Below are 6,250 nucleotides of genomic sequence, written 5' to 3'. Positions count from 1 at the left end.
TCGGGGGGGCTCTTTTTTTTTAAAACGCCCCCGCCCCAAAACCACCCCCCCCCGCCCCCCCCCCCCGGGGGCGGCGCCCTTCTGCATGTGCGGCCAGGGCCGGTATTGCCTGGGCTTCCGCTGTCAGCGGGCGATGCGGCTGCGGCTGGTCTTGGTGGTCGCCATCAGGTTTTCCAGCAGGGTGTCGTAGAGTCCGGCCGCGGTTTTGGCCGAGTCGCCGGGCCAGTGGTGGACGGAATGCGCAGCCCCCTGGATCTGCTGCCAGTTGGCCTGTTCCGGGATATGCGGAGTGAGCAGCAGGTCACCGAACATCGCCTGCATCTCGGCGAGCCGGAAGGAGTGCTCGGAGGACCCGGTGCGGACGCGGTTGGCCACGATGCCGGCGGGGGAGAGGTTGGGCGCGAATTCCTGCCGGAACAGCTGAATGGCCCGCATGGTGCGCTCGGTGCCGGCCACGGAGAAGAGTCCCGGCTCGGCCACCAGGGCCACCTTGTTGCTGGCCGACCAGGCCATGCGGGTGAGACCGTTCAGGGAGGGCGGGCAGTCCACCAGGATGAGTTCATAGCCAGCCGCACCGGCGAGTACCGCGGACAGCCGGCGCAAGTCGCGCTTGCCAAGGTCGGGGCGGTCGTAAATTCCGGTGTAGGCGGAGCCGACGGCGACATCAAGTACCGCGGGGCCGGAACCGTTGCTGGTCACCCGGCTGATCCAGCCGCTGGGCACGACGTTCTCCGCGATCTTGGCTTTGCGCGGATTTTTCAGCATCCTGCCAATGTCCAGCCTGTCGCTGGGCTGCACCCCGAGTGCTGTGGTGGCGTCGGCGTGGGGATCAAGATCCACCACCAGGGTCGGGATGCCTGCGGCCAGTGCCGCAGACGCCAGTCCGGTTGTAACGGATGTCTTGCCGACACCGCCCTTGAGGCTGCTGATGCTGACTACTTGCACTTGATAAACCAATACCTAACGCCGGTTGCCGTGTTGGGGTACGTTCCGTTCCGGTGTTGCCGGAAGGTGCTCCAGGAACAGGGGCAGGCTTCCGCCGCCCCCATCATCATATGTTGACCTCGGCCGGAATCCCTTTTTATCCGGAACCGGGCATGCCTCGCCCTCCGCCCGCTCCGGCGTCGTCCGCATCAGCAGCGAAAGTGGCTGTGCAGCAACAGTAAATACGGGAAGGCAGTGAATATGGTCCGCAGATGACGGATAATTCTGTGATGGCGGACACACTGATTTGTGTTTCGTCCGGCCCGTCTTACACACTGTGACCACTCACCGATCCACCCGCAATGATGCAGGAGAAGTATGTTTTCCAAGATTCTGGTGGCCAACCGCGGAGAAATCGCAATCCGTGCTTTCCGTGCCGGCTACGAACTGGGCGCCAAGACAGTCGCCGTGTTCCCCAACGAGGACCGTAACTCGATCCACCGCCAGAAGGCCGATGAGGCGTATCTGATCGGCGAAGAGGGCCACCCTGTCCGTGCCTACCTGGACGTTGACGAGGTATTGCGGGTTGCCAAGGAATCCGGTGCCGACGCCATCTACCCCGGTTACGGCTTCCTCTCCGAGAACCCGGACCTGGCGCGTGCCGCCAAGGCCGCAGGCATCACCTTCGTGGGTCCGCCAGCGGAGGTCCTGGAACTGGCCGGCAACAAGGTTTCTGCGCTCGAGGCCGCCAAGCGTGCCGGGGTGCCCGTCCTGAAGTCCAGCGCGCCGTCGAAGGACCTCGACGAGCTTCTCGCTGCCGCGGATGAGATCGGTTTCCCCATCTTCGCCAAGGCCGTTGCGGGCGGCGGCGGGCGCGGCATGCGCCGCGTCGACACCCGTGAGGCCCTGCCGGAGGCGCTGCAGTCCGCCATGCGCGAGGCCGACGCCGCCTTCGGCGATCCCACCATGTTCCTCGAGCAGGCCGTGCTCCGCCCGCGCCACATCGAGGTCCAGATCCTCGCCGACGCCGAGGGCAACGTCATGCACCTCTTCGAGCGTGACTGTTCCATCCAGCGCCGCCACCAGAAGGTCATTGAGATCGCTCCGGCCCCGAACCTGGACGAAGGCATCCGCCAGGCCCTGTACCGGGACGCCGTGAAGTTCGCCAAGGCGCTGAACTACGTCAACGCCGGAACGGTCGAGTTCCTCGTGGACACCGTCGGCGAACGCGCCGGCCAGCACGTCTTCATCGAAATGAACCCCCGCATCCAGGTGGAGCACACTGTCACGGAAGAGGTCACCGACGTCGACCTCGTCCAGGCACAGATGCGCATCGCCGCCGGGGAGACCCTGGCTGACCTGGGCCTCTCCCAGGCGACGGTCCACCTCAAGGGTGCCGCGCTGCAGAGCCGCATCACCACCGAGGACCCCGCCAACGGCTTCCGGCCCGACGTCGGAAAGATCACCGGTTACCGTTCCGCCGGCGGTGCCGGCGTGCGGCTCGACGGCGGCACCGTCTACTCGGGTGCCGAGATCAGCCCGCACTTTGACTCCATGCTGGTGAAGCTCACCTGCCGCGGCCGCGACTACCCCGCCGCAGTGGCGCGTGCCCGCCGTTCGCTGGCCGAGTTCCGCATCCGTGGTGTCTCCACCAACATCTCCTTCCTGCAGGCGGTGCTGGACGATCCCGATTTCATTGCCGGCAACGTGGCCACGTCCTTCATCGACGAACGCCCCGAGCTGCTGAAGGCCCGCGTCTCCGCCGACCGCGGCACCAAGCTGCTGACCTGGCTCGCCGAGGTCACCGTCAACAAGCCGAACGGCGAGCTTCCGGTCCGCACCGACCCCGCGGAGAAGCTTCCTTCGGTTGCGGGTCTTGAGGCACGCCCCGGTTCCCGCCAGCGGCTCCTGGAACTCGGACCGGAGGGCTTCGCCAAGTCGCTGCGCGAACAGAAGGCCGTCGCCGTCACCGACACCACGTTCCGCGACGCCCACCAGTCCCTGCTGGCCACCCGCGTCCGCACCAGGGACCTGCTGGCTGCCGCCCCCGCGGTTTCCACCCTCCTGCCTGAACTGCTGTCCGTTGAAGCCTGGGGCGGCGCCACGTACGACGTCGCCCTGCGGTTCCTGGGCGAGGACCCCTGGGACCGTCTGGCTGCGCTGCGCAAGGCGCTGCCGAACGTCTGCCTCCAGATGCTGCTCCGCGGCCGCAACACCGTGGGCTACACCCCGTACCCCGAGGAAGTGACCGAGGCCTTCGTCAACGAGGCAGCCGCCACGGGCATCGACATCTTCCGCATCTTCGACGCCCTGAACGACGTCAGCCAGATGGCACCGGCCATCCGCGCTGTCCGGGCCACCGGCACCGCCGTTGCTGAAGTGGCGCTGTGCTACACGGGCGACATGCTGGACCCGAACGAGAAGCTCTACACGCTGGACTACTACCTGGGCCTGGCGGACAAGATTGTCGAAGCGGGCGCCCACATCCTCGCCATCAAGGACATGGCAGGCCTGCTGCGTCCGGCAGCCGCTGCGAAGCTTGTCTCCGCGCTTCGGGAACGGTTCGACCTCCCGGTCCACCTGCACACCCACGACACCGCAGGCGGCCAGCTCGCCACCTTGCTGGCGGCAGTGGATGCAGGCGTGGACGCAGTCGATGTCGCTGCGGCATCACTGGCCGGCACCACCAGCCAGCCGTCGGCGTCGGCCCTGGTGGCCGCCCTGGCCCACACGGAGCGTGACACCGGGCTCAGCCTGGCGGCCGTCAGCTCCCTTGAGCCGTACTGGGAAGCCGTGCGCAGGGTCTACGCCCCCTTCGAGTCCGGCCTGCCGGGCCCGACCGGCCGCGTCTACCAGCACGAGATCCCGGGCGGACAGCTGTCCAACCTCCGCCAGCAGGCCATCGCGCTGGGCCTGGGCGAGCGCTTCGAGGCCATCGAGGACATGTACACGGCCGCCGACAGGATCCTGGGCCACCTGGTCAAGGTGACGCCGTCGTCGAAGGTGGTGGGCGACCTCGCCCTGCACCTCGTCGGGCTGAACGCAGATCCGGCCGACTTCGAGGCGAACCCGCAGAACTACGACATCCCCGACTCCGTGATCGGGTTCCTGTCCGGTGAGCTGGGCGATCCTCCGGGAGGCTGGCCGGAGCCGTTCCGCACCAAGGCCCTGCAGGGCCGCAGCGTCAAGGTGCGCGACGCCGAGCTGACCGCCGAGGACAGCGAGGCGCTCCGCGGCGACTCCAAGACCCGCCAGCAGACGCTGAACCGGCTGCTGTTCGCCGGGCCCACGAAGGACTACCTCAAGAGCCGCGAGACGTACGGCAACGTTTCGGTCCTGGACACCCGCGACTACCTGTACGGGCTGCAGCGCGGCGAGGAGCACGTGATCCAGCTCGAAAAGGGCGTGCGTCTCATCGCGTCCCTGGAAGCCGTGTCGGAGCCGGACGAGAAGGGCATGCGCACCGTCATGTGCACGCTCAACGGGCAGTCCCGCCCGGTCTCGGTCCGCGACAAGTCCGTGGTCAGCAACGTGAAGACCGCCGAGAAGGCTGACCCTTCCGTGCCCGGCCACGTCGCCGCTCCGTTCGCCGGGGCCGTGACGGTCACCGTCAAGGCCGGCGACACCGTCAACGCCGGCGACACCATTGCCACCATCGAGGCTATGAAGATGGAGGCATCCATCACGACGCCGGTGGGCGGCAAGGTGACGCGGCTGGCCATTTCCAGTGTGGAACAGGTACAGGGCGGTGACCTGCTGATCGTCGTCGAATAGGCGCCGCCCGGCAGTGCACGGTGGGTTTGATGACTGCTGAATAGCCTGCAGGGCGGCCAATGGCCGCCCTGCAGGTAGGGTGGACAACAGAAAAAAGTTGTGGGGACGGCGCCAAGCCGCCCCCACAGCCGTTTCCGGACCACTTTGGGAGCCGGGAACCGACCGGCAGCCAGAACAGGACAGAGCGGAAGCCATGACGCAGACCAGGAAGCCCAAGCCCGGGCCGCGCCCCGACCGTGCCCCCTCGATCTCCAAGGGCAGCGTCGCCAGTGCCGCGGGGGAGGCCCGGACTTCCGGCGTGTTGCCGGCGGCCGACGCCGTGGCAGCGGGGGACATCAGCGTGGTGACCGTTTCCGGCGCCCAGGACCGTACCTCGGCCGGGTCGCTTTCGGCCGTCAGCGGCGCAGTCCAGCAGGAACCGGCGCCGCCGGCGCCGGCAACTGCGGCCATGCCCGTCGTGACAGCAGGCCCGGCAAGTCTCAGTATCGGCGTCACCGGCCCGGACACGGACCAAACGGGAGGAGCCGCACCGGCCCCTGCCGCCCCTGCGGAACCGGCCTCCGTCCCAGTCCCCGCTGAAGAAGCCAGGGACCTGCCCGGGCGGCGCGAGCGGCCCGAGGGACCGGAGCCCGCCTCGTCGCTCACCGCAGACCGCCTGCTGACCAGGACCGCAGCCGCTCCGGTGTCGGGCTGGCGCCGCTGGCTGTATCAGGCAACTTTTGGCCACGTGAACCTCGGTGATTCGGACCAGGTCCGGATCCAGCGGGCCATGGAGCACCGCATCGCCACGCGGCTGGGGGAGCGGACCAGGTATGTGCCGGTGCTTTCGCGCAAGGGCGGGGTGGGCAAGACCACCGTCACCACGCTGCTCGGCATGGTGCTGGCCGAACTGCGTGAGGACCGGGTCATCGCCATGGATGCGAACCCCGACCGCGGCACGCTTTCGGACCGGTCACCCGGCAGGGCGGACTTCACGGCCCGCCAGCTGGTGAAGGACAGGTTCACGGTGGATTCGTTCGCGCAGCTGTCCAACTACACGGCCCGGGAGGGGTCGCGCCTGGACGTGCTGGCCTCGGACACAGACCCCACAGTGGCACATGCCTTTGACGACGCCGACTACCGCGCAGTCACTGACATCCTGGGCCGGTACTACTCGATCGTCCTGACCGACTCGGGTACCGGCATGGTGCACTCGGTGATGAAGGGCACGCTGGAAAAGGCCGACGCCGTGGTGCTTGTCTCGGGCGGCAGCGTGGATGAAGCCCGGCTGGCATCTGAAACCCTGTCCTGGCTTGAGGCGCACGGCCGCCAGGAACTGGTTGCCAAAGCCACGGTGGTCATCAACATGGCCGCGGGCAACCGGACCCTGGTCAACATCGACGAGATCGAAGCGCACTTCCTGTCCCGGGTGAAGAACGTGGTGCGGATTCCGCATGACCGCCACCTGGCCGAAGGTTCGCGGATCCGGCTGGGCCAGCTGAAGCCTGCAACCCGCGCCGCGGCCGTCGAGCTCGCCGCGCTGGTGGTGGACGAACTGCAGCAGCCCTAAATA

General features: G+C 67.7%; 3 protein-coding genes. 2 read left to right on the top strand and 1 reads right to left on the bottom strand.

Annotated elements, in window-relative coordinates; translation table 11 throughout:
• Positions 1-123: 123 nt before the first annotated feature.
• On the bottom strand, positions 124-945 hold the full coding sequence (locus tag ACFUTU_RS14135) for a ParA family protein (protein ID WP_377965286.1): 822 nt from the start codon (positions 943-945) through the stop codon (positions 124-126).
• A gap of 357 nt (positions 946-1,302) precedes the next feature.
• On the opposite strand from ACFUTU_RS14135, the gene ACFUTU_RS14130 reads away from it, so the two are divergent.
• Both ACFUTU_RS14130 and ACFUTU_RS14125 read left to right on the top strand, forming a co-directional pair.
• The gene (locus ACFUTU_RS14130) at positions 1,303-4,698 is read left to right on the top strand and encodes a pyruvate carboxylase (RefSeq protein ID WP_377965284.1); all 3,396 of its coding nucleotides are present in this window, start codon (positions 1,303-1,305) and stop codon (positions 4,696-4,698) included.
• A 193-nt stretch (positions 4,699-4,891) separates the two neighbouring features.
• Positions 4,892-6,247, top strand: a complete 1,356-nt coding sequence (locus ACFUTU_RS14125; RefSeq protein WP_377965282.1) for a hypothetical protein — start codon at positions 4,892-4,894, stop codon at positions 6,245-6,247.
• Positions 6,248-6,250 lie beyond the last annotated feature (3 nt).

The organism is Arthrobacter sp. NPDC057388, from assembly GCF_042668165.1.
Lineage (GTDB): Bacteria > Actinomycetota > Actinomycetes > Actinomycetales > Micrococcaceae > Arthrobacter.
Note: the sequence above shows the minus strand (reverse complement) of the source record. Positions and strands in the feature narration are given on the sequence as shown.

Coding starts and splice junctions, on each gene's coding strand:
- ACFUTU_RS14130 (WP_377965284.1), top strand. CDS start 1,303: ATGTTTTCCAAGATTCTGGTGGCCAACCGCGGAGAAATCGCAATCCGT.
- ACFUTU_RS14125 (WP_377965282.1), top strand. CDS start 4,892: ATGACGCAGACCAGGAAGCCCAAGCCCGGGCCGCGCCCCGACCGTGCC.